The sequence below is a fragment of the Oligosphaera ethanolica genome, assembly GCF_030814695.1.
Lineage (GTDB): Bacteria > Verrucomicrobiota > Lentisphaeria > Oligosphaerales > Oligosphaeraceae > Oligosphaera > Oligosphaera ethanolica.
In genome coordinates, this window is the sequence record NZ_JAUSVL010000001.1 from 4290417 (window position 1) to 4317188 (window position 26772).

General features: G+C 62.4%; 17 protein-coding genes and 1 tRNA gene. 4 read left to right on the top strand and 14 right to left on the bottom strand.

Annotated elements, in window-relative coordinates; genetic code table 11:
• Positions 1–416: 416 nt before the first annotated feature.
• The 11 genes from J3R75_RS14990 to J3R75_RS15040 all read right to left on the bottom strand — a co-directional run bounded on the left by J3R75_RS14990 (position 417) and on the right by J3R75_RS15040 (position 19331).
• The gene (locus tag J3R75_RS14990; RefSeq protein ID WP_307263116.1) at positions 417–1322 is read right to left on the bottom strand and encodes a hypothetical protein; all 906 of its coding nucleotides are present in this window, start codon (positions 1320–1322) and stop codon (positions 417–419) included.
• On the bottom strand, positions 1319–2671 hold the full coding sequence (gene glmM, locus J3R75_RS14995; protein ID WP_307263119.1) for a phosphoglucosamine mutase: 1353 nt from the start codon (positions 2669–2671) through the stop codon (positions 1319–1321). The genes J3R75_RS14990 and glmM overlap by 4 nt, the downstream gene beginning before the upstream one ends.
• Before the next feature lie 298 nt (positions 2672–2969).
• On the bottom strand, positions 2970–5246 hold the full coding sequence (locus tag J3R75_RS15000; protein ID WP_307263122.1) for a hypothetical protein: 2277 nt from the start codon (positions 5244–5246) through the stop codon (positions 2970–2972).
• On the bottom strand, positions 5243–5803 hold the full coding sequence (locus J3R75_RS15005; protein WP_307263125.1) for a DUF6125 family protein: 561 nt from the start codon (positions 5801–5803) through the stop codon (positions 5243–5245). Before J3R75_RS15005 ends, J3R75_RS15000 begins: the two co-directional genes overlap by 4 nt.
• 264 nt (positions 5804–6067) lie before the next feature.
• The gene (locus tag J3R75_RS15010; RefSeq protein WP_307263127.1) at positions 6068–6448 is read right to left on the bottom strand and encodes a YdbL family probable chaperone protein; all 381 of its coding nucleotides are present in this window, start codon (positions 6446–6448) and stop codon (positions 6068–6070) included.
• 54 nt (positions 6449–6502) lie between these two features.
• Complete coding sequence (locus J3R75_RS15015) at positions 6503–6712, bottom strand: hypothetical protein (RefSeq protein ID WP_307263129.1); 210 nt, start codon at positions 6710–6712, stop codon at positions 6503–6505.
• A 24-nt stretch (positions 6713–6736) separates the two neighbouring features.
• Positions 6737–9661, bottom strand: a complete 2925-nt coding sequence (locus tag J3R75_RS15020; RefSeq protein WP_307263134.1) for an intermembrane phospholipid transport protein YdbH family protein — start codon at positions 9659–9661, stop codon at positions 6737–6739.
• A 102-nt stretch (positions 9662–9763) separates the two neighbouring features.
• On the bottom strand, positions 9764–12124 hold the full coding sequence (locus J3R75_RS15025; protein ID WP_307263136.1) for a DUF8769 domain-containing protein: 2361 nt from the start codon (positions 12122–12124) through the stop codon (positions 9764–9766).
• Between the two features lie 395 nt (positions 12125–12519).
• Positions 12520–14484 (bottom strand): carbohydrate ABC transporter permease, encoded by a 1965-nt coding sequence (locus tag J3R75_RS15030; RefSeq protein WP_307263138.1) that lies wholly within the window; start codon positions 14482–14484, stop codon positions 12520–12522.
• Between the two features lie 31 nt (positions 14485–14515).
• Complete coding sequence (locus tag J3R75_RS15035) at positions 14516–17188, bottom strand: extracellular solute-binding protein (protein WP_307263140.1); 2673 nt, start codon at positions 17186–17188, stop codon at positions 14516–14518.
• 106 nt (positions 17189–17294) lie between these two features.
• Positions 17295–19331, bottom strand: a complete 2037-nt coding sequence (locus J3R75_RS15040; protein WP_307263142.1) for a DUF6785 family protein — start codon at positions 19329–19331, stop codon at positions 17295–17297.
• 775 nt (positions 19332–20106) lie between these two features.
• Here J3R75_RS15040 and J3R75_RS15045 point away from each other — a divergent pair.
• The 4 genes from J3R75_RS15045 to J3R75_RS15060 all read left to right on the top strand — a co-directional run bounded on the left by J3R75_RS15045 (position 20107) and on the right by J3R75_RS15060 (position 25019).
• Entirely contained in the window at positions 20107–20454 is a 348-nt protein-coding gene (locus J3R75_RS15045) for an HTH domain-containing protein (protein WP_307259070.1), read from the top strand.
• Positions 20455–20456: 2 nt separating this feature from the next.
• Positions 20457–21815: a transposase gene (locus J3R75_RS15050; RefSeq protein WP_307259069.1), complete on the top strand. Its 1359-nt coding sequence runs from the start codon at positions 20457–20459 to the stop codon at positions 21813–21815.
• A 1912-nt stretch (positions 21816–23727) separates the two neighbouring features.
• A tRNA-Lys gene (locus J3R75_RS15055) sits at positions 23728–23803 on the top strand.
• Positions 23804–23939: 136 nt separating this feature from the next.
• Entirely contained in the window at positions 23940–25019 is a 1080-nt protein-coding gene (locus tag J3R75_RS15060) for a tyrosine-type recombinase/integrase (protein ID WP_307263144.1), read from the top strand.
• A 74-nt stretch (positions 25020–25093) separates the two neighbouring features.
• Here J3R75_RS15060 and J3R75_RS15065 read toward each other — a convergent pair whose 3' ends face one another.
• The 3 genes from J3R75_RS15065 to J3R75_RS15075 are packed head-to-tail and all read right to left on the bottom strand — an operon-like array spanning position 25094 to position 26735.
• Positions 25094–25501 carry a hypothetical protein gene (locus tag J3R75_RS15065; RefSeq protein WP_307263146.1) on the bottom strand — a complete coding sequence of 136 codons (408 nt, stop codon included), beginning with the start codon at positions 25499–25501 and terminating at the stop codon, positions 25094–25096.
• 14 nt (positions 25502–25515) lie between these two features.
• A complete protein-coding gene (locus tag J3R75_RS15070; protein ID WP_307263149.1) occupies positions 25516–26520 on the bottom strand; it encodes a hypothetical protein in 1005 nt (334 codons plus the stop codon).
• The gene (locus J3R75_RS15075; RefSeq protein ID WP_307263151.1) at positions 26517–26735 is read right to left on the bottom strand and encodes a hypothetical protein; all 219 of its coding nucleotides are present in this window, start codon (positions 26733–26735) and stop codon (positions 26517–26519) included. Before J3R75_RS15075 ends, J3R75_RS15070 begins: the two co-directional genes overlap by 4 nt.
• Positions 26736–26772: the final 37 nt, after the last annotated feature.

Here is a 26772-nt window from a genome sequence, read left to right on the forward strand (position 1 = left end):
GCATTCTCGTGAGGGGACAATCCTTCCCCCGGGCTTCGCCCGGGGCTACGGTGATGGCGCCCTTCCAGGGCGCCCGAGCCGCCAACAGAGCCCGCCCTTCCATTGGTGCCCGAGCCGCCAACAGAGCCCGCCCTTCCATTGGTGCCCGAGCCGCCAACAGAGCCCGCCCTTCATGGTGCCCGAGCCGCCAACAGAGCGGCGCCCTTCATGGCGCCCGAGCCGCCAACAGAGCGGCGCCCTCACGATCGGGTGACAGGCGCGTTACAGTTGGCTCGCCAGGCCGGCGAGGCTCCGTTTGCTGGCATCGTCTGTCGGGGCAGTCTACAAGCCCGCCCTCACGACCGCCCTTACGACTGAGGAACGAATCAGTCCACCGGGTCCACCGGGGCCACCGGGTCCACCGGGTCCACTGGGGCTTATTCTTCGGGGTGGAGGTCGTATTGCACCACATCGCCGGGGCGGGTAGAAACGCCCGGCCAGAGTTTTCGGCCGGGATAGATGGCGGTGTGGATGCCGGTGTGGACATCGGCGCCGATGATGGCGCCGAATTTGCGTCGGCCGGTGTCAAGCAGCTTACCGCAGACCATTGAGCGGTGGTTTTTGCCGTCATGGCGGAAGTTCGCCGTGATGGTGCCGGCGCCGAAATTAGTGCGGGGGCCGACGACGCTGTCGCCGATGTAGCTGAGATGGCCGGCGGCGACTTTTTCCATCAGCATGCTGTTCTTGATTTCCACGGCCTGGCCGACGTGGCAGTTGTCGCCGATGTAGGTGGTGCCGCGGATATAGCAGTTTGGGCCAATCTTGGCGTTTTTGCCGACGACGACCTTGCCCTCGATGTAGACGCCGGGGAGGATAACGGAGCCTTCGCCGAGCTCAAGCACGCCGTCGATGGTGACGCGCTCGCGGACGGTGCCGAGGATGTGGTCACTGCTGAGGGCGCCGACGACGATTTCGCAGAGCCGCAGAAAGTCCCAGGGGTAGCGGATGAGCAGCTCGTCGTCATCGCCGACGAGCGCATTGCTGTCGCCGTCGGGTTCCTTGCCGTCGCGGCTGCCCCAGGCGAGGACTTGGCCGTCGGCGGCACAGAGCCGGAAGGGCGTGACGCAGCCGGCAAGCTGGCGGAGCAGCGCGTCCGAAGGCCAGAGCGATGGGTGGATGCTGAGGTGCAGAGGCGTTTTCTGGCTGACGGCGGCCTGCTGGAAACGCTGTTCCAGCCGTTCTTTGATGCTGATGCCCGCCACCGGGAGGTCCTGCAGCGCGAAACTGCAGGACAAGGGCAGGAGTTCGCTGGGCTTGCCGCCGTCGCGGATCTCTAGTTTCATGAGCAGAGCTCCCGTTCAATGACGTTGCAGAGATGGCTGGTCCACTGCTCAACCATGGCGCCGGTTTCGGCTTCCACCAGGACGCGGATCTTGTTTTCGGTGCCGGAGTAGCGCACGACGGTGCGGCCGCGCTCGCCGAGGGCGTCCTCGCAGTCGCGAATGGCGTCGCGCAGGGCCGGGACATTCTCAATTGGCTTCTTTTCGTTGACCTTGATGCTCTTGAGCTGCTGGGGATATTCCAGCATGAAGTCGGCCAGTTCGCGCAGGCTCTTGCCGGCAACGATCATCTGCTTGAGCACATGCAGCGCGGTGATGATGCCGTCGCCAGTAGTCACATAGTCCATGAAAATGATATGGCCGGACTGCTCGCCGCCGAGGTTGTAGCCGTTTTCGCGCATGCATTCGATGACATAGCGGTCACCGACGGCGGTGGTGACGGTGCGGATGCCACGGTCAGCCATGGCTTTGTGCAGGCCCAGGTTGCTCATGCTGGTGACAACCAGCGTGTCATTGGCCAGGCGCCTGCGGCTGAACATGTCAATGGCGCAGAGACCGAGGATGCGATCGCCGTTGACCACATTGCCGCTGGCGTCGAGAAAGATGATGCGGTCGGCATCGCCGTCGAGGGTGATGCCGACATCGGCGCCGTGCTGGCGGACAATCTCAGCGATGCTCTCGGGATGCATGGCGCCGCAGTTCTGGTTGATGTTGGTGCCGTCGGGGGTCACGGCGTAGCTAAGCACTTCTGCGCCCAGTTCCCTGAAGATGAGCGGTGCCAGCGAATAGGCGGCGCCATTGGCGCAGTCCAGCACGACTTTCAGACCACGCAGGCTCTGGTTCTTGACCGATGCCTTGGCAAATTCGATGTAGCGGCCGCGAGCGTCGTCAATGCGGAAGGCCTTGCCGATGGGGTCGGGCGTGGCATGCGCCGGCGAAGGCGCGTTCGTGTTGATAAAATCCTCAATCTGCTCTTCAATGCTGTCGGGGAGCTTGAAGCCGTCGGCGCTGAAGATTTTGATGCCGTTGTCCTCAGCGGGATTGTGGGAAGCCGTGATCATGATGCCGCAGGAGGCATTGAAGGATTTGGTCAGGTGGGCGACGGCCGGCGTGGGCATGGGGCCGACGCCGATGGCGTCCATGCCTTTGCTGAGCAGCCCGCTGGTGAGCGCGGCTTCAAGCATATAGCCCGACAGACGCGTATCCTTGCCGATGACGGCCTTGCGCTCGCCGTGGCCGGAGGCGCCGAAGACGTGCGCGATGGCTTTGCCGAGGGTCAAGGCGATTTCAGGAGTGATGGGATAACAGTTGGCCTTGCCACGAATGCCGTCGGTGCCGAATAATTTGCCCATATAATGGTGCTCCTCCTAATTGTCGGCGCACGAGACGCCAAGTGCTATTATTGCGATTGCGCTGATGAAATCGGGCACGGTGTCGCCAGCAGCGGAAGCCAGGTGGCAGCGAGGTCTCGCTTGCGTGTTGGCAGCTCCAGTGTGGGTGATGGATTAAAATACTAACCATATGGCAAAAAACAACCAATGGTATAGCAAAAAACAACCTGATGTGAAAAGATAATTGCACTTTTCGCAATGGAAATGCAATTCGGTTGTTGTTGCCGGCGTCACCTGCGGCTGCCATGTCGCCGACGGCTCAGGGGGCGGTGGCGGTGTTTTCATCCAGGCCGTAGATCATGACGGGCTCGCCGGAGATGGCGATGGTGATGGCGCCATTGACGGCGCTGACGCGGCGGCTGCGGCCGATGACGTCAATGACGGTGGCGTTGTCGCCGGCGCAGGGCAGGGTGACCGTGGTGCTTTTTGTCCAGTGCGGCACCCATGCTTCGCGGTGATGCAGCGCGTCATCGCGCTGGCTTTGGACATAGCCCTCGCTGCGGTCCCAGAGAATGGCGAGAGGGCCGCGTGGCGTGGCGAAGCGAACGACGTGGAGGTTGCTGTCGGGCGCTGCGGGGGGATTGACGCTTTCGTCGTCGCCACCGGGGCGGTGATAGCTGCTGAACTCGGCCTGGTCGAGGGCCTCGGCGATGGCGGCGTAGGCCAGGGCGGCGGCCTTCAGCGAGCCGTCGCGGCGGACGAGGCCATAGCTGTATTCGGAGTCGTTTTCGCGGACGCCACCGATATCGAAGTGGGTGCCGTCATTGAACTGGTAGAAGAAGGTCTGGCGGGCGCCGGCGGCCATGGCCAGGGCGTAGCTGATGACGGTGTTTTCGGCGGCGGCGCGGCAAGAGTCCTTCCACCAGTTGTTGGCGTGGGTGCAGGCGTAGACCTCGGTTAGGTAGAGCGGCAGGGGCGCGCCCGGCGGGCAGAGCTCGCGGATGGCGTCTTGAAAGACGCGGACGCTGCCGAAGTAATTCCAGAAGCCGAAGGCGGCATCGGCGGTGACATTGCCGCGGCCGGGATGCAGGGCGATGCCGTCGAGAAGCGCGAGGGCGCCGGCATCGTGGAGGGCGCGCAGAAAATCCAGGTCGGCACCGGCAATGCCGACGCTGACGATCTTGAAGTCGGCACCAGCGGCGGTGCGGATGGCGCGGAGGCGTTTGAGCGCCTCGGTGTAGAGCTCGGCGCGCTCGCGACGCATCTTTGTGGCTTCCTCGGGTGCCTTGTTGAGCGCGGCCATGTTCCACTCGTTGCAGAATTCGTAGACGGGATTCTGGCGCTCAATGACGGCGGCGGCGAGCTTCTGGATGGCGGCGTCCATGTTTTCGGGTTTGCAATCGGGCCGCAGGCTGGTATGGCCGAAGAAAGTGATGCCGTCTGGCGCATAGCGGTTATCTCCCTGGCGGACATAGCGGACGCCGAGGCGCTTGAGCATGGCCAGGGCGTCGTCGCGGCTGGGCTCGTTGAAGAAGGCCGCGATGCCGAAGATGCTGCGTTCGTCGCCGCTGAAGTCATGCGGCGGCAGGACGGCGATGGTCGTGCGCGCAAAAACGAGCTCGCGGTCCTGGTCGCGGATGCTGGCGCTGACGAAGAAGATGCCGCGCTGGACTTCGGCGATGGGCAACACGAAGGCCTCGCGGCGAATTGCGCGCTCGGCAAAGGTCAGGTCGCGTTGCTCCTGGAGGACGACTCGGCCGTCGAAATCCCGCACTTGCACGGCGAGGATAGCCGTGCCGGCGTGCGTGGCGCCGACGGTGACGTCGAAAGGCGCCAGGCCGTCTGCCGGCGCAAAGCAGTTGAAGGGCCTGGGCGTGCTCAGCACGATGGCGTAAGGACGATTGTTGAGCACGGCCGGGGCGAGCGCCGGCATGGCCGTCGGGGCAACCACATATTCGGCACGGCCGCTGTAGTTGCCGGGCTCACCGTCGGGCGTGAACGTGAGGTGCTGGCGGCGATCGTTGCGCCACAGGGCATTGCCGTGAATGGCCATCATTGCGCAGCTGTCACCGCTGCCGATGACGCGGAAGTAGCCGTCGTAGATTTCAAAGTCGCTGCCGCCAGCGCTGGCGGCGTGCTGCCAGCGGCCGGCCTTGAGGACGTTGCGGTGCTCGGCGCCCTCGGCCGGCGAAAATTGCAGCATGGCGCCGCCGGCCTTTACCGCCGGTGGCAAGCGCAAGCGGTAATCGGCGCGGATGACGGCATCGCCCAGCTCGTATTCGGCCGAAAAGGCCGCGTTGGCAGTGGTGTCATTTTCGACGACGTAGTCCACCTGGAGGCGCCCGTCGGCGATTGCGCGGACTTGCGTGGGGCGAAAAAGCTGCGGTGCGCCCCAGCCGACATGGAGGTCGCCGATTACGGCCAGCGGCCGGCCCTTGCCGTCGGCCAAGACGAGGTCACCGCCCTGGGCGTGGAGCTGGTAGTGCGCACGCTGCCAGCTCTGGGCACGGGCGGGCGTGGCGAGGACCGTGCCGAGGACGCCGAGGACGCTGAGGGCGAAAATGGTGGCTAAGCCGGCAGGGTGACGCCTGGTCATGGACGAGCCTCTGCGGGATGTTCCGCGCTGGTGACTGAGTTGTTGGCGGCCAGCGTGAAGCGCCATGAGCAGGCGCAGCTGCTGTCGGTGATCACGGGGTAGCAGCTGATGGCCTCGCAGCGGATGCGTTCGTCGATGCCGCGCGCGAAAGCACTGTATTCGGCCAGGCCGACGGGCCGGCAGGGATGCCAGGGCATGTTCTGGCGGCTGCGCGCCTGCTGCACCCGGCAGGTGATGGTGCGGAAAACGAGCGCGCCGTCTGCGTCGTCGACCATTTCCGCTTCGTTGACAATGGAGTTGAAATGGAGCGGCAACGCCTGACGCAGGCCGGCCAGGCCGGGCAGCTCGGGCAGTTTCAGAAAGGCCTTGAAACGCCGCGCCTCCAGGAACGCAAAGCGGTTCCAGACCGCCTCGTCCAACACCATGGCTTTGTCCATGCCGTCGCTTTTTTCGCAGGCCTGGAACCACACGCCGTCGAGAGCGACCATGTTCTTGGCAAGGCATTCGACTAAGGCAAGGAGCTCGTTTTTGCTAAGGGCGGCAAGGGGGCTTGGCATGGTGGATGATCGTTTTGGGGTGAGTTGGGTAGACTAATCATCGGACTGATCCGACTGATCGGACTGATCGGACGACCTGATCGGTCCGATCGGTCCGATCGGTCCGATCCGTCCGCGAGAGAAGGCAAAAGACAGCTGATCCGACGACCTGATCGGTCCGATCGGTCCGATCGGTCCGATCCGTCCGCGAGAGAAGACAAAAGACAGCTGATCTGTCCGCGAGAGAAGGACAAAGACCGCCGACTGCCGATTACAGCCCGCGCGTTATTTTTTCTTCCAGGTGCCGTTTTCGTCCATAATGTATTCGCCGGCGGCGGCCTGTTCGGCGAGTTGTTTGGCGCGTTGTTTGCCGACGAGATCGGCGGTGGCGCCGGTTTTTTGGGCGATGGCTTCGTAGACGACCTTGCGGTCGGCGTTTTCGGCGTCGATGACGGCCTGGTCGGCGGCGCTGAGTTGGCTGGACACGGCCGCTAGGTAGCCGCGGTTGTCTTCGCCGGCGAGGCCCTTGCTTTTCATGGCGGCGATGGCGGGCAGGCGGTTGATCATATTCTGCTTGATGGTCGCGGCGTCCTGGGCGCTGGCGACGGGCAGGAAGGCCGGCAGGGCAAGCATCAGAACGGCGAAAACGATGAGCATTTTTTTCATGGCTGCAACTCCTTGTTATTGAGGTTATTAAGGATATTCATTAGCGCGTGTCGGTCATTTTTGGGCATTTTTGTCGATATCACCAAAGAAGTCATCAAGGGCGCGGTCTACTTTGACATTGACATCGATGGTGATGTGAATGGGCTTGATTTCGATGGGTTTGATTTCGCTTTGGGTTTGGATTTCGTGCTTGGTTTTGATGCAGCCGGTGAGGGCGATGCCCCCGGCGAGCAATGCCAATTGGGTGAGTTTACGTGCGTTCATGCGGGCCTTTCTACGTTGTGATTGTTACTGTTGTTTGAAGAGCTGGTTGAAATTCTGGAACAATTCGGTGCTTTTTTCAAGGGGGATGTTGAAGTTGGCGTTGAGTTGCAGTCCCTGGAAGATGCTGGCGACGGCGGAGCGGACGATGTTGCCATCCTTGGGCGCGTAGTAGAGCGGTTGCGTGGGTTTGCCGTCGGTTTCGAGTTTAAGTTTGAGCATGTCCTTGTCGCTGTCGAGAGAGAGTCTTACCCACGAGTAGCTGTAATCCGAGAGGGCATCCAGGGCCAGCGACAGCTGGTCTGATGCCGCAGCCATGGCGCTGAGGGTGCCGGCCGGCCGCAGTCTGATCATGCCGGTTTCGCCTGGTGTCGAATAGAGGAACGCATCCCGGAAGCGCGGCCCGTGTTCCGTGAGCACAACCGGTATGGTCCCGCTGATGCGGCCTTCGCCTTGGTCCTGGCCGACGCCAAGCTGCTCAAGCAGGGCGCCAAGCTTGACCCGGTCGCAAGTGAGGGTGAGGCGGGGCCGTTTGGTCTCCGGCGAGAAACGGGTCGAGTCCAGCCTGATGCGGCCATCGCACCATTTGAAACTGAGGTTTTCGACCAGCCAGGAGTCCGGCCGTTCCATGCCAAAACGCAAACGGCCATTGCTGATGGCTATTTTGCCCACGTTGAGCTCTTGGAAAGACGCCTGCTGATTGCCGGCGCTGCGCAAGGTCGGCAAGTCCGGCAGGGCGAAGGACAGTTTCAGGCCGCTGACCGTGAGCTTCTGCCTGGGGTTGGCCACGACGCCATCGCTGAGGCTGAATATGGCCTTGCCTTGCTGTTTGCCGGCGGCCATGCTGAAAGCGGCGTCGCCAGCGATCTTGCCGTCGATGCTGAAGTCCGCCAGCTGGGGCACGAGCGACACCGGCAGAATGCCTGGCGGCAGGGGCTGTTCCGGCAAGGTGAACGCAGCGCGTAGCGTGACATCGGCGGCTGGGAAAGGCGCGATGTCGGCCATGAGGGTCGCCGTCAGGCCACGCAACGACGCGTCAGCCGCGATCGCCAGCCCCGCTTGGCTGAGGGTGGCCGTGCCATCCATGGCGCCGAGGGACTCCTGGCCGATCCGGCAGTCGCTGACGTGGAAGACGCCGACTGGCGCGGCAGTAGCCGGCGGCGGCCACAACAACGGCCATTCCAACGTGAATTGCGCGGAGAAATCCCGCTCGGGCATGGCAACGCGGCCGTCGTTGACGCGGACCACCGCCTGGACATCCGGGCCATTGGCGCTAAGCTCGACGCTGCAGGCGCCGATGGCGGCCTGAACGCCCGGGGGGCACTGCGCGGACAGCGCGCTGAGCAGCACGCGCGCCGTGGCGTCGCTGCCGCTGCCGCTGATATCCACGGTGGCGGCGCTCATGCCGGCCTGAATGTCGTCGCGCGTCAACGTGAGGTCACCGCATTCCATGGCCAGCTGGTAGTCGATGCTGTCGCCGAGCTGCGCCTCGGCGTGGATGGCCACGCTGTCGGCGCTCATGGCGGAGCGGAACTCGTCGTTGGCGACGCGCAGATCCTGGCACGACAGGCTCAGCTGGCAATGCCCGCCATCGTTGAGCCGCGCCTGCGCACTGATGGCCGGGGCGGACAGTCTCAGGTCGTAGCCCGCGATCCGCCAGGACAGCGGCGGCGCCGGCGGCGTGGCAGCGGCAGCGGCTTCGCTGGCGCTGCTGAGGTCGATGGCAATGGCGCCCTGGTCGCGGGTGACGGCGAAAGCCAGGGTCGGCAGCGACTGGTCGTTGATGGCGGCCAGGATGCTGCCTTGGGCGGCCTTGCCGGCGCTGTCACCAACGGCGTCGATGCGGGTGATGGCGAGTTTCGCGCCGGCGATGTCGGCGCTGACGCCACTGATGTTGATCGCGACCTGCTGATCGGCCTGGAGTTTGGCAGTGATGACCGGCTGGCATTGGACGACGAGGGATTGCTCAGTGACGTCAACGATGCCCTCCAGGCGCGCGTCCAGGGCGCTGAACGCACGGGTCCGGGTATTCATGGCCAGCGCGGCGATGGCCTTAATTTCGGCCCGCTGTTGGTCCAGATTGGCCTTGCAGGCGAGCTGCGCGTTGACGACCTGCAGGTCCATGCTGGCGAGTGCGATAACGACGTCTGCCTGGCCGCTGAGCGTCACCCCGCACTGCGCGGGGAGCAGGCGGCGGAGGCTGAGCGGCATGGCTTCGCTGTCGGCTTGCCACTGCGCACTGACGTCCACCCGAGCGGCGGCAATGTCGACGCGGCCCGTGCTGCGCAGGACATTGCGGGAATGGCGCAACTGCACTTGGAACGCAATCACCGGCCCGTCGGCCGCTGGTGGCGGCGTCTGGAGGAGGATCTGGCAGGCGACAGGAATGATCTCGTGGGGCGTGCAGACCAGGACATCGCCGCTGACGCGGATGGTGTCCACGCGCACGGGCAGCGATGCGTAGAAGGCAGGCAGGTCAAAGGGAGGTGCCGGCGTGGCAGCAGGCGTGGCGTCGCGCTTGAGCAGCTTGAGCAGAGGCAGTTCGGCGTGGCCGTCCTTGACGAGCACGGCGGCCTGCGCGGCGTCAATGTCGATGCTGTTGAGGTGGCCGCGCAGGAGCTGCAGGGGCCGGTAGCTGATGCGGACGCTGGGGATGCTCAAGTAGTGCTCAATGCGGTCCGGGCCGTCATGCGCGTCGCCGCTGCTGCGGCAGGACAGATCGCTGCCGAAGAGGCCGATGCGCGTGACCGTGACGTCAATGGCGCCGTCGGCGCTGAGTCCAGCCGCCAGTTTGTTGACGACTTGCTCGACCGCGCGGGGCAGCAGCGTGGCCAGAGCCAATGCCGCCAGCAGCGCCAGCGTGACCACCAGCCAGCACAGCGTCGCCACATGCCGGCGCAGAAAACGCCAGCCGCTGCTGAGAGATGACGCGATGCTCTGACGGAAACTCATGGCTGACTGCTGCTCCGGTTGGCGGGGGGCAAGATAACTACCAGGTTGCCGGTTGGGGCAACGCAGACCTTTGACAACGCGGCCGCTGACTTGTGCCCGGGCTTAGTGCAGGCCGGGTTCAGGCGAGAGCCGGAACTGGTCGATCTTGGCGCCGTCTTCGCGGACTTGCACGCGCAGGGTCACCATGCCTTCGGGGAGCCGCATGGGTATGCCGTCGGGATTGCTGCTGTCGGCAACCATGGCCCAGTACCAGTCCGTGCTCACCGTCGGCAGATGCCAGGTGAACTGGTCGAGGATGGAAAACTTCTCGCCGCTGGCGGATACGAAGAACGAGTCGTCTTCAGGCGATGGCGCAATGACGCGCGCGGAGAGGTAGTACAGCCCGGCTTTGACGACCTGGAGGTTCTGTAGCACATAACCGCCACCGCCTCCGCGGGCACCGGGTTCGCCGGGGCCCCACACGTAGCCGTTGCCGGATGCCTGCGGATCGTCCTTGGCCGCGACCATGTTCGGGAAGACTGCGGCGGCTTCCGCTTCCCAGGTGGTATCGCGGTCGGGCAGGACCGTGATGGCGTTGCCCTCTTGCCGTTTGAGCGCTTCGGCAATCTGCTGCTTGTAGGCGATGACTGCCGGCAGGCCGGCCAGATATTCCCCGCCGAGGTCGCGGCCATTGACGGCAAGGACGGCGCGTTCCGGCAGGGGCTCGGCTCCGCCAAGTGCCGTAAAGGGCTTGTAGCTGAGAAGACGCAACGCCTGGCCACTGGCGGCACTAGCCGTGATCGCGAGGCTGTCGCCATCACAACGCGCATCGGCGGCTGCGGCCGCAAAGTCCTGGCACCACTGCGCGAAGAGGTCGGCATCGTCGGCCTGGTCAAAGACGCGGACCCAGAAGGCGGCGCCGACGGGCGCGTTCGTGCCAATGGGCATGCCCCACTGGTCGTGGTGGGCGACGGTGAGGCGGATGACGCCGTGACGATTGCCGTCGTGGATGAGCGCCACCGGCGCGGGCTCGCCAGCCGTGTTCTGGCCCCAGACTACGCGGATCGCCGCCGCCGCGCCACCATGGCGGATAACCACGGTCTCGCCTGGCGCGACCGGCAACGCTCGGGGCGCCTTGGCGTCAAACGCGACCGCGCGGTCGCCAATGAAGAGCTCGTCACAGGGGTAGGGCAGCACAAAATGGGATTCAAGGGTCGGGTAGTTCCGGCTGTCGTCCTGCCGGTGCAACGCCAGGCCGAGGGCGTCCTGGCCGTCCTGAACCGCGTACCAGTTGGGCATGAGGTGGAGTGTCTTCTGATGCGGACCGGCGCCCTCGGGAATGACCTTCTTGCCATAGGGGTCGCGGCGGCCGTCGGCGATGAAATAACCACGGGGAAGATGCTGTGGTCCGGCGAAGTTCACGACCATCGGCGCGTCCATGTTGTGGTAGTTCTTGCCGGCGACGCTGAGGGCGACGTGCTTGCCGGCCCACATGACGCGGTATTCGTTGCTGCTGGGCCCCCATACCTGAGTGACGAATCGCGGTGTCGACTGGAGCTCGCGCAACCAGGCTGGCGCGGGCCGCCAGCTGCTCTGCAGCCACAGCAATGGCGGCGTGGCGTTCGGGTTCGGATCAGCAAAACAGCCGGCGGCGGCAAGCCAGCTGTCGATAATACCGCGGCCGCCGAGGTAGTCGTAGTCGCGGCTGTGGGCGCCGCCGAGGCGGAAAGCCGGCGCAAAGCAGTTGGCGATGGCGTCGGTCCAGAAGACGCTCAGCAGCGCGTCGCATTGCTCGCGCACGGCCGGCGTGACGCAGTAGGTGTGCAGGCGGTGGAGGCACATCAGATCGACGCCGGCGTAGGTCGGGCTGCAGTATTCATGGATGCCGTTGGTGGCCGTGTAGGCGCAAAAGTCGTCCAGGCGCTTGCGGCCTTCGGCGAGCACGTCGTCGCGTCCGAGCATTTCGCCCATGAGAATGAGGTTCTGGGCATTCATGATGGCGATGTTGGTGTAGCTTGCGGGCACGCGGTGGCGCAGGCAGCCCTCAATGGCGTAGTGGATTAGCTCGCTGAGGGCCTGCCGCTGCTTGTCGCTGAGCAGTTCGCGGTGTTTGATCCAGATGACGGCGGCATTTTCCATGCAGAAATCGCCGGCATTGAAATCGAGGACGGCGCCGTCACGCCAGTTCCAACGGAAGTTGCCGTAGCCGCGGCTCTCGGGATCGCGGTCCTGCATGCGCGCGGCGACCTCAAAAAGCCGGTCGATGCGGTCGAGGTCGATCTGAGCTTCGCAAAGCAGCAGCGCGTAGGTGAAGAGTTCGCGGGACGTCATGTTCGGCGCCAAGGCCTGCACGCGGCTCCACACGCTCGACCGCTCGGCCTGGCTTTTGACGATGGCGGCCAGGTCGACATCCTGGGCACGCAGGGGCGACGCGGCAAGGATGCCGAACGTGAGGACGATGGCGCTGAACAGGGACAATTTCATGGGTGTTTCTCCTATGGGTGCTGGCGGTTGGATGATCAAATTATGGACTAGCTTACGAATTACATATTCATTTTGCAGTGCAAACACTCTTGTGTACGAATCTCGTCGCTGGTCAGCATTCCCCTGGCCGCGACGCGGCAGAAGCGCTGAAAGCGCGAAACATACCAGCCCAGGGCAAGCGCGCTGAAAGCGCGCGCCGCCCTGGGTAAACCGGTAACTATGTTGGTGTTCCTCGGCCCTTTCGCCCCCAGTCGGCGAAGCTGACTGGGGGCGAAAGGGCAATGGAACTTACTTTTATAGCTTGCTATGTCCACGCATTCTGCGTGCTTTGACAAAGCTATAAATATAAGTGCCGAACAGCTCCCTTGTTGTCCGGCCTACCCGCGCCATCGGCCTTACTTCATCTGCGGGAGGATGATGCCGCGGAGGATGATCTTCTGGCAGAAAAGGAAGACGAGGAGCACGGGTATGGAATTGATGATGAACGCGGCCATGACGGTATAGGGCTCGCCACTGAGAGTTTGGTAGAACTGGTAGGTCCACACCGACATGGTCCACAGGCGCGGGTCCTGGCAGACGATGATCGCCCATTCCCAGCCATTATAGGCCGCGATGAAGGCGTTGAGCATACTGACTGCCAGGATGGGCTTCACCAGCGGCAGGGACACGTTGAAGAAAATGCGCACCTCGGAAGCGCCGTCAATGGTGGCAGCCTCGAAGAGCTCCTGCGGCAGCGAATCAAAGAAGCCCTTGAGCAGGAAGATGGTCATGCCATTGGCCGCGCCGGGCAGAACTAGGGCCGCGAAGGTGTTGAGCAGACTGAGGTCGCGCAGCAGCAAAAAGCCCGGAATCGCGGTGACCGCCGTCGGAAACGCCATCGTCGCCAGGCAGAAGACGATGATCTTCTCGCTCTGGCGCATGCGGAAACGGCTGAGTGCGTAGGCCGCCAAGGGATTGACGGTGAGGGTGATGACAATGCTCAGTACGACTAGAATGACCGTGTTGGCCACCGTGCGGCCGCGCCGGAACAGGTTGTCCAGCACGGTGCGGTAACTGGCCGTCATCTGCGAGAGGGTGTAGCCCCATTCATGCTGGTGGAAGGACGACAGCAGCGCCTCGCCGTAGGGTATGCGCAGCTGCTCCAGCGTGCCGTAGCTGCGGCCGTAGGCGCGGTTGATGGCATCGAGGCTACCGTGCTTGACCATGGCGTAGCGCTGGAAGCCGATCTCGGGCACGCTGTCCCGCAGACGCCAGTCGCCCACGGGCACCTCCGTCTGCACAAAGTCCAGCCAGATTTTGGCAATGGGGCCCTCCGGTACCTGCGGGCCGAGGGAGATCTGCTCCCAGCTCGTGAGGTCTTGCCAGTCTTCATAGTCCATGCGCATGACGCGGTTGAGATACTCGAGGTTGCGGAAGCGCTCGCGGATGAACTGCACATAGCGTTCGCTGCGCTCCGCCGTGACGTCAATCTCGATATGCCGCAGCGGCATGCGGTCGAGCAGGTAGCCGCGCCAGGCCTGCTGCAGGGCCGCCGGAGCGTCGGCAGGCACCGGGAAGGGCAGCTCGCGCAAGACGACTGCGTCGCTGATGCCCAGAGCCTTGCCCGCATATTCCTCCCAGGTGTAGGCGACCGCCGCCGGCCGCAGATAGCTGGCCGAGAGCTCGCGCTGGCGGTTGAGGAAGCCCGAGTAGCGGTTCTCGCGGTAGGCGTCGCGGAAGGCCAGCAGATCGCGGTAACGCGTGTCGAGGATGGGAAAGTAGCCGTGCTGGTCAATGGGCTCGCCGCTCCACTCGGAAGCCGACACTTTGAAGAAGTCGTTGATGGAGATCTCCCAGGAGCTGTTGAGCGCGTCCAGCGAGTCGTAGTGCTGGCGCAGGAAGGAGGCGACGAAGCGGTTGTCGTAGGCCAGGACGGTTTCCGCCAGGGGCCACTCGCGGAAGAAGTCGTTGAAATCACGGGTGACGGCTTCGATATACTGGCGCTGTTGCGGGTCGTCCAGGGGCTGGAGGACCTCGGCTGCCCACTGGTCGCTCTGCGCGGTTTCATCGCCAATCTGCGACCACATCTGCCAGGTCTCCGGCAGGGTCGGAAAGTAGCTGCGCAGCTGCTGCAGGGACGCACGATGCGAAGCCGGAAAGTAGGTGCAGAGGGTGCGCATGAAGCGGTCTGCACGGCTGAAGAGAAAGCGGGGGTAGGGACTGCGGCGCTCAAAGTCAAAGTGGTTGTTCATGGAGCCGCAGACGGTGATCATGAAGGGAAAGACCATCGCCAGGCTGCCAATCACCAGGGCGATGTATATGCCGGTGATCACCAGGCGGCCTTTGACGGAATGCCGTTCGGTTTCGTTGATGATGGACATGGTCGTTGCTCAGTTCTGGGCTGCTGTCGAGTTATTCGCTTTGCGCGCGGCGGAAATCCACCCGTCGGAGCACGCGCAATTGCAGGAAGGTAAAGCCGATGAGGATGCTGCCGAGGATCCACGCGTAGGACGTCGCCAGGCTGAAGCGCAGGTTGACGTAGGCCTCCTGCCAGATGGCCATGCTCATGACCATGGTCTCTTTGCCCGGGCCGCCAAAGGTCAGCAGGAAGATGCTGCCCATGCTCTGGAAGGTGCCGATGAAGGCGCCGACGAAGTTGATGATCACCAGCGGCAAGATCGTCGGGATAGTCACGTGCCGAATCTTGGAAATCAGGCCGGCGCCATCGAGCGCGGCGGCTTCGTAGAGTTCGTCAGGTACGGATTTGAGCGCGGCCAGGTAAATGAGGCTGCCAATGCCCGCCGAGGCCCAGACGCCGGGGAGGATGACGCAGGCCATGACGGTCGATGGATCGCCGAGCCAGTCCACCGGCGCAAAACTGCTGCCGAAGAGGCCGCACAGCGCGTTCAGCGCGCGGTTGATGGTGCCCTCCGCCCGGCTCGCGAACATGTCCTTCCACATCAGCGTCACCACCAGCCCGCTGGTCATCTGCGGCAGAAAAAACATGGTGCGGAAAAAGACTTTCAGCCGCGGCACTTCCGTAAGCAACAACGCCAGCAAAATCGGCGTGAAGAACGCCAGCACGAGATTCCACAACACAAACTTGAAGGTCGTGACGATGTAATGGTAGAAGTTCGGATCGAGCATGATGCTGATGAAATTGCTCAGGCCCACAAAGGGCGAGTGGCCCACGATCTTGTAGTCCAAAAAGGCCATGACCATGCCCTGCGCTAGAGGGTAGTAGCGCCACAGCGCAATGGACAGTATCGCCGGGGCCAGCATCAACCAGGGAAAGACTGTGCGCACGACGCCGACCGTGCTGGGAGTCTTACGCAGCTGGTCGCGGATGATCAGCAGCAAGAAGCAGCCCATGATGAAGGCCGCGACCGCAACAATGATGCGCGCTTTCGGCCGGTGCTTGTCCAACTCCTCTTGCGGTCGCTCGAACATGATGCCGGTGTTGGCGTCGCGTTCGAGATTGACCAGCGCGGTCTGGAAGTCGAAATGGCGGCCGCTGGGGCGCAGGACGAGGTCAATGACCTCGCGCTGGTAAAAATCGCGGAACTGCAGCCACTTGCCCATGAAGGGCTCGACGACCTCGAGGATCTCCCCGGAGTCGATCTTGTCCCACATGGCCAGGTATTCCTTGGGCGACTCGCGCAGATAGTCGTCAAAATTTAGCCGCCGCAGATCGCGGGGATTGAGGAAACGCGCCTGGCCGGCGGCGACTTTGCGGCGGATGGCCTCGTCATTGCCCTCGACACTGCAGACGATGGTCATGATCTCCCACACCAGATTGCGATAGGCCTTGCGCTCCTCGTCGCTGTCACCGCCGCGGGCGAGGACGTCCTTGCCGATCATGAAGAAGGAATTGGAGGCCTGCAGCACCGGCCGCTGCTCGCGGGTCATGGGCGGGAAGGGCATCATGCCCAGATCGCTGGGCTGCACACCGATGTTCTCGAAGTCGGTCATGTCGCCAGCCCAGAGCGGATACATACCCAGCTCACGGCCGAGCCGCCGGAAGACATCGAGGAGCCGCTCGGTACTCACGTCAATGCAGCCCTCGACGACGTCGGCGGGATCGAAGGTGACGACTTCGCCAGCGACCTCGGCCTGGCCGGCACTGGCCTGCTCAGGCGTGAGCTCGATGGGCTCGCCGCTCTCGGGATGCCGAACCCACGGCTGCCAGCGCAGGCGGTGGTAGAAGGCGACTGCCGCGCTGCATTCGGGGCTGGCCACATTACAGCGCCAGGACACGGGCGCACCGGCGAGGTCCTCGCCGGTGTCCGGCGCCACCAGCCGCGTTTCCTGCTCATTGAAGGTGTAGGTTTTGCCGGTCGTGGGGCTGACACGGTCCTGCACGACGATGCTGGAGCCGGTGGTGGCCACCCACGGCGCAAAGGCCCAGCTCTGCGGCGTGAGCGCAAAGCCGAAGGTGCGCGCCTCATGGTCGTAGAGCTTGCGCGCCCAGGTGATGAACTCGTCGTAGTCACGCGGCGGCTGCGCGGGGTCAAGGCCGGCGCGGCGCAAAACGCGGTAGCTGTAGAGGATGCCCACGTAGGTGCCGCTGCGGTTGGGCAGGGAATATACTTTGCCGTCGACGGTGACGACCTGCCGGTACAGCGGCTTGATCTTCATCCAGCCGTCCCATTTGGCCTCGTCTTCATCGACCTGGCCATTGCGGTCGGGCGTGCCGTCCGCCTTGAGTTTCGGCTGGCCATTTTTGAGCACGCCGTCTTCGCCGATCCACTCGGTCAAGGGATAGGCAAGGCCCTGCTCAACGGCCTGGCGGATGTCCGTCTCGAAGATGTCCGGCCCGATATTGGCGGCCATGGCCATGGCCAGGCTGGCGCGGGAACCCTCCGCCGGCATGCGGATGCCGTCCCACTGCTCCAAACGCACCAGCGGATGGCGCTTGAAGAACTCCCGCAGGTTGTAGGGCTGGCGATTCTGCGTGTTGTAACGCGACGTGATGGTGATGCGGATCGGCTCGGCGGCGGCCGGCGCGCCGGGAGCAGTGTCCGCCCGCAGGGGCGCCACGAGGGCTGTGGCCAGAAACAAAAACAGTGGCACAATGGCTTTCATCGTCATGTCGTCCTCGCGGAGTACGTGGAAGGAAGGTCGCACATCATGGATCGGGTAGACGCGCCGCGCGACTCTAGCTGTCGTTGTCGTCGGTCTTGGTGCGTGCTTAGCCCGGTAGGACCATGAAGCGCGGTGGGATTTCGCCAGTGATCGCGTAATATATTGCACCGACGATCGACGGCACGACCGCGCCGAGAATCTCGCCCGCAACCAGGCCGAACATCAGTGGCTTGAGCGCCTGGTAGCTCTTGGCACCGCCGTATTTGGACACCATGACTTTCACCAGCCAGCCGATGAAGAAGGCGCCGGCCATGCGCCGCTGCGGCTCGGTCGCCCAAGTCAAAAAGAGCACGGGATGCAGCGGCCACCAGGAAAAGCGCAGGCGCGCCAGCGAAAACAGCAGCACCAGCGCCAGACCACTGGCCACGGCAATCATGGCGACGGGCTCGGGACGGGCGTGACGGATGCGCTCGATGCTGCTGTAAGTGGCCGCGCTCTCCCGCAAGTCCTGCAGGCTGAGTTTCTCGTGCGCGGCGGCGACGTTGTCAAAGGGCATGCGCGGTACGACTTTCGACGCCCAGCTGTCCGCCCACTGCACGCCATGGCGGTACTGCAAATACAGCGTGGTGGGCAGGGCAATCGACATGCCGAGCACCATGGCGAGGCTGCAGTACACCAGGGTCTTGCCCAGCTTGAGCTTCTGGTCGTCACTGACTTTCAACGACCCGGAGATGAAGGGCAGCAGGGTCTCGCGCGGGTCGACAACCAGGGTGAGGCTGAGCATGAGCAAAATCATCAGCTGGCCTGTGCCCAACGCGCCGGTGCCAAAGAGCGCCCAGGCAACACCGCTGGGCACAAAATACGGCTGGATGTAAAACATGCCGGTCTCGGCCATGACGCGGCTGATCATCACAAAGAACATGAACAGCACGCCGATGTAAATGACCGCTAGCGGCCAGGCCAGGCCGGCCATGATCATCTGCAAAAACAATACCGGCACCAGCACCAGAAAGATGCGCAGGCCGATGATCACATGCGGCTCGACGGCGTCGCCCGACGCAATGAACAAGGCCCGCTTCAAGGCACTGCTGTAGTAGCGCCGGCCGAGATACATGATCATCCCGAACATGCCGAAGTAGGCGCCAAAGTTCAGCATGGACCGCGGCGTCAGGCCCAGATAGCCAACGCCGTCGATGTTGCTGGTCAGGCTGATGCCGTAGGTGGTGAAGACGCCGCACACGAAAGCCCAGAGAATCGGGCCGATGCCGCAGGATAGCACGACGTCCGTCGCCAGAAAATACGACAGGCCGACTACCGTGAAGTAGATGGTCGGCGACAACATGGCCGCGCCGCCGCCGCGCTGGAAGGTCGTGACCAGTTTGGCCATGGGCACGAGGTTGATGTTGGTCTTGAACGGTATGAGCTGGTCGGGATACCACTGGCACAGGAAGTTGTTGAAGTGGATCGCAAAGACGATCCCCCCGGCTATCCAGAACATGCGCTGGCGCATGATCGCCGGCAGGCCGCCATTGCTGCCCGGCAATAACGCGATGGTGAAATTGGCCACGGGGTAGGGCAGGTGCTCATGGTCGGCCCATTGTTTGTGCAACATCGGCGAGATCGCTATCAGCGCCAGCCACACGGTCAAGATCAACGGCAGCCAGAACAACAGCGTGCCCGTCCACGCCGACCACGGTATCTGGCTCAGGTGAAAGGGCTGGCCCGTCTGGCCAAGACCCTGGATGAAACCCGTTAGCGCCGTGTCCTCGTCAATCGAGATGTCCGCCAACATCTGCGGCGGACACTCCGCCAAAATGTCCTTCGAACGCCACCCCGGCTCCGTGCGGTTGATGTGATGCGGCAACATCAAGGACGTCGTGAAGGTCCGCATCAATCCCGATCCGGGGATGCAACAGGCCGCCAGCGTCAAGGCCATGATCAACGCCAGCTCTTTGCCCCGAAACGCCCGCTTGCCAAGCAAGGGATTGACAATCAATACCAAAAACAACAACAGCCCATACACCGCCACCGGCATGTTGTTGCCGACCAAATAAGTCTGATTCAAGATCTGATCGTTGAAATAACTCGCACCGCTGATAAAGGCCGCACCAAGAAAACCAATGAGAATTGCGCGTAGTGTCATGTGACTATATACCAAGGGGTTAGAGTGATGTGAGGGCACTTGCGGAGCGCAGGGAAAAAATAAATATAGTCTATAACGCACGGAATTGCGACCGCATTGGCAGCACCACCGCAAAGCACCCAAACACGGCAAATGACGCCCGCGCTGGCCCCCCGTCTCCCGGCCGTGGAGTGGGCGTCTCGCCCACTCCGACAAGACGGCTCATTAACCCGCCCCGGCCATCCACGCCGACCGTACCTGGCCCATATCCCGCCCTGTCGCGGCGCTCATATCCCGCCCGTGGAGTGGGCGTCTCGCCCACTCCGACGAGACGGCTCATTAACCCGCCCCGGCCATCCACGCCGACCGTACCTGGCCCATATCCCGCCCCGTCGCGACGGCCGTATCCCGGCCGTGGTGCGGGCGTCCCGCCCGCACCGACGAGACGGCTCATTAACCCGCCCCGGCCATCCACGCCGACCGTACCTGGCCCATATCCCCCCCCGTCGCGACGCCTGTATCCCGCCCGTGGAGTGGGCGTCCCGCCCACTCCGACAAGACGGCTCATTAACCCGCCCCGGCCATCCACGCCGACCGTACCTGGCCCATATCCCGCCCCGACGCGCGCCTGTCTCCCGGCCGTGGTGCGGGCGTCCCGCCCGCACCCTGGACTTTGGACAATTTTTTTTGTTTAAAAATAAATCTAAAAATTAATTTGCATTCTACCTACTCCGTATTATGCTACCCGTAGCTTGAATGCTGGCGTGTCTGGTCACAACAAAGAAGGGCTACGGGTATGGCAAAAGAAATCAGCAGCAATGATCTCTGTAATGTCTTGGAAACAATGCTTGAATCCGGACTAAAGGCATTGCGCTCGGCCAAAGGTTTGGACGGTCGCCTGGAAGCGAACCGAAAGGCAGCCGGAAAAAGATCTAACATGTTACTAGTTAGCGATATACTCCGAGAAGCGGGGGAGCCTCTTCACATCAATGAGATCCTTGACCGCGTGCAGAAGCGCCATGGCGTGAAGCTGCGTCGCGAGTCCATCGTGTCGGCGATGACCAAGAAGGTTCTCGACGGACACACGTTCCGGCGTACAGGACGCAACGAATTTGCACTGCTGGACCAAGAGGAGGACGATTAGCCATGGAAAACAAATCGCTGCTTGTGTGGTTGCGTGCTTTTTTGGCGACTCTGAGCGTGGGCATCAAGGATGTTCGGTCACGAAAGCGATTTGTCACGATAGGCATCGGCCTTTTGGGCGCCAGTCATCCAAAAACCATAACCAGCGCCATTAACTTTCTAGATATGGTGTTCCACTGGAGCGCGTTCTATAAACTTTTCTCCCGGAGTAAATGGGACTGTGAAGGCATATTCGGGCCCATTATCCAGGAGGCCGTCAGTCTCTGCCCAGTCTACGACCCCATCATTTCCGCCATCGACGATACGCTCGTGCGCAAGACCGGCAAAAAAATCCCCGGTACTGCTTACGCCCGGGACCCTATCAGCCCCCCGTTTCATGTCAATCTGGTCATTGGCCAGCGCTATCTGGAAACGACCATCATGTGCCACGGCTCTGATCCCAACTCCAGTCGAGCCGTACCCGTGGCGTTCAGACACGCACCACCGGTCAAGGCTGGAAAAGTGACAAGTCCGGAGGAGGAACAGATACTGAAGGAAGAGAAGAAAAAGCACAACATGAGTGTGCGCGGTCGCCAGCAGCTTTTTTCCCTTCGTGGGGCAATCGACGCAATACCTGGCGGTTACGACCGTGTCCTTATCCAAAGCGCCGACGGCAGTTTTGCCAACAGCTGTTTCCTGACTGATCCTCCTCACAACACCGTGATCGTCGCGCGAGCGAGGAAGGACACGGTCTTTGTCGAGCCTCTTTGCCCCGAACAACGCAAAGGCAATCGCAAGTACGGCCAACGTCTGCCTTCACCCAAGGATATTCTTGCCAGCGACAACTACGAAACGCGGACCATGGAGGTATTCAAGCACGGACGTAAACTTGCCGTGCATTACAAGTGCGTCCAAAACGTCAGGTGGCCGGGTGCGACCCACGATCAGCCCTGTAATCTCATAGTCATTAAGCCTTTTCCCTATCGTCTGACCAAGAATGGGCGCACTCTCTATCGGCAGCCTGCCTTCCTGGTCGTAACCGGTGCCATAAACAAGATCACGATCGAACAGGCTATAAGGGCTTACTTGCTTCGCTGGGAGATCGAAGTCAGCTTTCGAGACCAGAAAGCAATACTTGGCATTGGCAAAGCCCAGGTGTGGAACAAAGATTCAGTAGCTAAAGTGCCCGCTTTCATCTCGGCTTGCTATGCCGCTTTGCTTCTGGCAAGCATACGACTCTACGATGACAAGCGAAACGAGGCATTCCCAACGCGAGAACGGTGGCGAAACGACCCGGTCACCCGTCCATCCCTGCGCGATCTGGTGCGTTTAATGCAAAGCGAGCTGGCGGAGGGAAAAAAATCAGCACCGGACGTTGCGTAGGAGTCCGTGCAAGATTGTCCAAAGTCCAGGGTGCGGGCGTCCCGCCCGCACCGTCGCATGGGTCTAGGGCCTCACTGACACCCGATCAGCCTTGCGTAAGCGTTCCCGGGTTTACTACCCTCGCGGCACAGGACAGATCCCGGCCGTCCCCGACGCGCGCCTGTCTCCCGGCCGTGGTGCGGGCGTCCCGCCCGCACCGTCGCATGGGATAAGGAACCTCACACGACCTCCTAACGGCCACACGCAGACGTGCCCGATTACATCATGGACAGTATGGACAGTATGGACGCTATGGACAACACCCCGCATGATGTCCCTTTGGGAGCGGCGCCGCGAAGCGGCAGAAGCGCTGAAAGCGCGAAACATACCAGCCCAGGGCAAGCAGCGCTGAAAGCGCGCGCCGCCCTGGGTAGCGCGCCCATTATGGCCGTGTTCCTCGGCCCATTCGGTCCCAGTCGGCGCAGCTGACTGGGGCCGAATGGGCAATGGAACCCATCCTTCTGGTATGCACTGTCGCCCCCCTCAGGCTGCCCGGAGGTGGAGAACGCGTTCCAGGAAAGGAAACTTTTTCATCCTTTTGAGGTTGATAAGTATAACCAAACGTAGCGCCAAAAGAAGACCAGGTGTCGCCGGATGATGGCCAGCACTGGTGGCAGCAATACGGTCAAATTATCTGGCAACTGACAGTGCCCGATTGCGTCCCGAGCTTTTCTCCCGGCCGTGGTGCGGGCGTCCCGCCCGCACCGTCGCATGGGGCCAGGTCCTCACACGACCTCCTAACGGCCACACGCAGACGTGCCCGATTACGTCCCGAGCTTTTCTCCCGGCCGTGGTGCGGGCGTCCCGCCCGAACCGTCGCATGGGATAAGGAACCTCACACGACCTCCTAACGGCCACACGCAGACGTGCCCGATTACGTCCCGAGCTTTTCTCCCGGCCGTGGTGCGGGCGTCCCGCGCCACGGCATGCCGTGGCGCTACCGAGTTGCGCGTGTGTTTCGCGATTGTGGTGCGGGCGTCCCGCCCGCACCGTCGCATGGGATAAGGAACCTCACACGACCTCCTAACGGCCACACGCAGACGTGCCCGATTACATCATGGACAGTATGGACAGTATGGACGCTATGGACAACACCCCGCATGATGTCCCTTTGGGAGCGGCGCCGCGAAGCGGCAGAAGCGCTGAAAGCGCGAAACATACCAGCCCAGGGCAAGCAGCGCTGAAAGCGCGCGCCGCCCTGGGTAACGCGCCCATTATGGCCGTGTTCCTCGGCCCATTCGGTCCCAGTCGGCGCAGCTGACTGGGGCCGAATGGGCAATGGAACCCATCCTTCTGGTATGCACTGTCGCCCCCCCTCAGGCTGCCCGGAGGTGGAGAACGCGTTCCAGGAAAGGAAACTTTTTCATCCTTTTGAGGTTGATAAGTATAACCAAACGTAGCGCCAAAAGAAGACCAGGTGTCGCCGGATGATGGCCAGCACTGGTGGCAGCAATACGGTCAAATTATCTGGCAACTGACAGCGCCCGATTGCGTCCCGAGCTTTTCTCCCGGCCGTGGTGCGGGCGTCCCGCCCGCACCGTCGCATGGGGCCAGGTCCTCGCACGACCTCCTAACGGCCACACGCAGACGTGCCCGATTGCGTCCCGAGCTTTTCTCCCGGCCGTGGTGCGGGCGTCCCGCCCGCACCGTCGCATGGGATAAGGAACCTCACACGACCTCCTAACGGCCACACGCAGACGTGTCCAGCCGAAAACCGCAGGGACGGCGGTATGTGGGCGCTGAAAACAAAAGGCTGCAAGAAAGCCTGGCATCAATGACTGACCGATTACTTTTTCCCGTTTTTTTCGCGGCGCCATCCTTGCAAAATGCCCCGCCAGCGATAATTTAATGCTCGTTGTTTTTGATAACACACGCCTTCGTAGCTCAGTCGGTAGAGCAGCTGACTCTTAATCAGTTGGTCGACGGTTCGAATCCGCCCGAGGGCACCATCTTAAACCGCTATCACAGCGCAAGTTGTGATAGCGGTTTATTTTTTTGTGTACTGTGTTATGTTGTGTTATGAACGGTTTTGATCGTGCTCCGTTATACTGGAAATTAACACAATCATAGCACAGGGGGTTAGCCATGAAATTGTATCTTCGTGGCCAGGTGTGGTGGGTGACCCACTGGGACGGGAAAAAACAGACCAGAAAATCCACCGGTTGCACAGATAAATCGCAAGCCGAGGCGGTCGCTTTTTCCATTTTGGCGCCGATGCTTGCCGCCGGGGACGACCGGAAAATTGATGCCGTCGCTGAATCCATCAAGAAAAGTAAAGCGGTGGATCGGGCTGCCAACGCCTCCGGGTTGCGCATTGCTGATTGTTGGCGATTGCACCCGCATACTGGTCGTAATGGCCGCGAGCTGAAGCAGAGCAGTATTGACGCGGCGCAGATGTGCTGGAGGTTATTCGTTGAGTTTTGCGCTGAACGTGGACTGGTTACTGTTGCTGATGTGACGGCGTCGACGGCGGATGAGTTTCTCAAATCGCAAACCCCGAGGATGCGTGTCGTCTGCTATCTCTACTGTAGGGCAATGTTCGCGCGCCTGGGGGGGAAGCAACCATTTATCAGCAAACCCTCCGCATCAACGCCGGTGCATCGTGAGCCGCTGACGCGCGAGCAGATCAGTGCGCTGTTAGCCAGGGTCGATGCCCTGGCGACCGCGAAGCCCGTACACGCTGATGCCCCCGAGTTTGCCACTTTCACTCGGTTTTTGCTTTACACTGGCATGCGCTTGGGCGACGCGGCGACGATGCGTGTGGTTCAGGTTGATTACGAAGCTGGAACCATTGAACGTATCATGGCAAAAACAACTCGCCCTGTACGCTTCCCTCTGCACCCTGATATCATCAACCGTTTGCCACGCGAGGGAAACTTTTTGTTTCCATCGATGGCGGCGCAATATCAGCGCGACAAGATAGTCATTTCGCGCCGTTTTTCCCGAGCTATGAAATCATGCAGCATCAAGGGCGATGCGCACCAATACTGTGCCCACGCGCTCAGGACGACGTTCGCTTCTATTTGCGCCGAGAACGGCATCCCTTTGGCTGTAATCCAGAGTTGGCTGGGGCACAACTGCCCCAGTGTGACGCGCATTTATGCTCGCATTGAGGACATGCGCGCGAAACGCGCCGCCTTGGCTAAATTTCCGACGCTTGGATAAAAAAGGCCCCGGCGACCACGGGGGAAGAGAGGGAGGGAGGGGGAGTGATCGCCGGGGCAAGAATAGTATAGCGCCTATTTCGACCAGCGCAAAGCACTGGCGGCGAGTCTTCCGACCGCGCAGAACCGCCGGTGCTCAAACACCGGCTTGCCGCCCTCGACGGGCCGCGTGACGTTCCACGCGGCGTAACATTCCACGCCGCTCCACTCGCTCTTCTGCACAGCGTCCTGCGCCGTCCGCGCGAGGGCTTCTTGCATTGGAGCCGCCCAAACACCGATAATGGCGGCGGCGTTGTGCTCGGCAGCGAGTCCGAGAAGGGCCTGGCCGATGGCGTACACGTCGCCGTCGTCCATGATGTTGCGGGCCCCAAGTTCAATGCCCTGATCGAGGGCGACGACATTCCAGCCGCGTTGCTCGCACTCAGCGAGCTGCGTGGCGGTCGGCTGATGGCGCGAGAACCAAATCACATTCTTCTTTTCCATGATCTTCCCCTTTTTCAGATTTTGCCCGTCCTGCGGGCGTTGTGGAGCGCTATGCGGCGCTTCTTCTCAGACAGTGCCTGCCACTCGGCAGGCGACATTCCTAGCAGGGCGGCCGTTTTGGCTTCCTGCTCGGCGGCGATTCGCGCCGATTCGGCCGCCTTGGCTTCTGCTGCCGCTTTGGCTTTCGCCGCTTCCTCTGCGGCAATTTCTGCCTCGAGCGCGGCCATCTCGGCGGTTTCGCGGTCGGCCTTGGCCTTTGCGGCCGGCGCGGCCAGCATGATCGCCACCAGCTCATCGGTCGATAGGGCCGGGTTTTCTTTTTGTGCCGCAGTACCGGCGGCGTGAGCGGTACGCAAGGCGTCGCCCCAAGCCCTGTTTGCGTCCCGCAAGGCGTCGCCCGAAAGCCGGGTCCTATCGGGCGCGTATTCTTTGCGGATGGCGTCATCAACGACGCCTTTGGCCGCCCATAGTCGGCGGTCGAGGATCGCCTGTGCATCACGGCACTGTCCCGGCGTCATACCGGTCAGGCGCAGCGAGTCGGCCACCACGCCTTGGAGCCCGGCCAGAGCGGGGATGGCTGGCATCCCGGACCACAAGACGACGGCCCACGTGCCGTGATTGTTGGTCACGGGGGCCGACGGGGCGCTACTGTGGCCCCGTCGGCTCTGGCATACCGCCAGGATGTCAGCTGGCCGCGCTAAATCGATGATCCAACGGCCCCTCCGGGTGACAGTCGCCTTGCTGCCGTCGATGGCGTACAGCGCGGCTCCGCATGCCTTGGGCTCGGCCAAGGCAGCCAAGAAAGCCTCGCGACGCGCGTCGTCGAGGCGGTCAATGCCGACGACCTCGATGGGGGGGCAATCGCGTCCCGCGCCGGAGATCACGGCGCGGTTAGTCTGCTCCGCGCTGGCGGCGCGGTCTAGGGCGTCGGCAGCGACGCAGGCATGGCGATAGCCATTTTGCCCGCACATGGCGCGGGCATAGTCACGGGCAGCGGCGGCGGCGGTGGAGTAGCTCATTGCTCCACCTCCTCGAGACGGTCAAGGTGCTCCGTCTCGTAGCCCTCGCGGACCGTGACCTTGACGATCACGGTCGCGCCGGCGAGCGTCAAGAACTCGCCGCCGTTGACGCGGACGATGTCGCCCGCGTTGAGCGCGACCCGCCCATTGGCGGGCAGGCGGATTTGACGGCCAGTGCGGCCGTCATACGCCTCGATGTTTTTGTATTCGCTCATAATCATTGCTCCTTTGTCCTACCCCATATAGGGCAGG